This is a genomic window from Ketobacter sp. MCCC 1A13808 (assembly GCF_009746715.1).
Taxonomy (GTDB): domain Bacteria; phylum Pseudomonadota; class Gammaproteobacteria; order Pseudomonadales; family Ketobacteraceae; genus Ketobacter.
This window is the reverse complement of record NZ_VRKW01000066.1, coordinates 1-1,152: the sequence shown is the minus strand read 5'-3', so window position 1 is coordinate 1,152 and position 1,152 is coordinate 1. Positions and strand designations below refer to the sequence as shown.

Genomic DNA, 1,152 nt, shown 5'->3' with positions numbered 1-1,152 from the left:
CTTTACGGCCTCTCGGCGAAATTCTTCGGTATAGGTCTGTCTTTTCTTTCGGGTCATTTCGAACACCTCATATCATAGGTTCTAACTATAACAGGGTGTCTACTGAAAGTGGGTAACACGGAGCTCTAACGCCAAAATCACCGGCCCGAAAGGCGGGGTGGAGTTTGTGTGATAATGAGCGCAGCGAACACACAAACTGCGCCCCGCCTTTCGGGTCCACGGTGCATTTTTTTGTTATGTGACTGCCGTATTTCAATTCGAATATCTGTAATTTACTTACAATTGATGAGCGCTTTGAAATACAAACTCTCTACAAATGCCCTTCCAGAACACGGCTTCTAATACATAAATGCACGGTATTCAGCACCAAAACCAAAACCCCAAAACTAAAGAAGGTCATCCCAATCGCATATCCTTCTTGAAACCCAGATCCTTTAAGTGTCCAAAGCAAACGTATCTGCGATTCTGTTAAATCAGCATATTGCTCAGCATCTATTCGCACAGGTGCGAAATTAATGAGCATGGAAAATATCCAAATTATTAACACCAAGATATTAAGCAAAATTAATGCTCGCGAATATTTACTCATTTCATACACCATTCGCAGATTATATACATAACGCCGCGGTTTGGGGCTGACATGGAGCGCCAGCGGAATGGCAGTCCCAGCCGAAGGCGACAACACCGCCTTGTTAAATGCTGACACTCTGAACCCCAATATTGAGGCCTTGAGCTGTGATGTAGCGATTGCCAGCATTGGTCTCTAGCTTGATGGTGGTAAAACCATCTATTTCCTCAACCACAGAGACGGCCAAGATTGTTGGATTGCCTTCAAATGGCATTTCTTCGATAGCGTGAGAATGATAGCCACTGAAAGTAATAGCTTTTGGCACAAATATATTTTGCTCCCAGTTTTCAGGGTACTGAACGTTGTAGATCAACTGATCTTTCGCTGGAATTTCTATGACCGACTCAATCACTGAGTCGTGCCAATGAATTTCGTTTAAGTTCTCCATACTTTCCTTGGCATTTAACGCCTTGCACACCAGCCCAGTTGCGACGTACAAATATGTGGTAAAAGCGCAGCGACCGCATATTTGTGCGGCGTAACTGGGTCTGCGTGCTGCAACTTGTTATAGCTTTGATTGATTA

2 protein-coding genes are annotated in these 1,152 nt (G+C 44.0%); both read right to left on the bottom strand.

Features of this window, described 5'->3' with window-relative positions; translation table 11 throughout:
• Positions 1 to 310: 310 nt before the first annotated feature.
• Entirely contained in the window at positions 311 to 706 is a 396-nt protein-coding gene (locus FT643_RS23050) for a hypothetical protein (protein ID WP_156873744.1), read from the bottom strand.
• Entirely contained in the window at positions 693 to 1,016 is a 324-nt protein-coding gene (locus FT643_RS23045; protein WP_156873743.1) for a hypothetical protein, read from the bottom strand. The genes FT643_RS23050 and FT643_RS23045 overlap by 14 nt, the downstream gene beginning before the upstream one ends.
• Positions 1,017 to 1,152 lie beyond the last annotated feature (136 nt).

What these genes read in the sequence shown, in the direction of transcription:
- FT643_RS23045 (WP_156873743.1), bottom strand. Translation starts at nt 1,016, where the DNA reads ATGGAGAACTTAAACGAAATTCATTGGCACGACTCAGTGATTGAGTCG.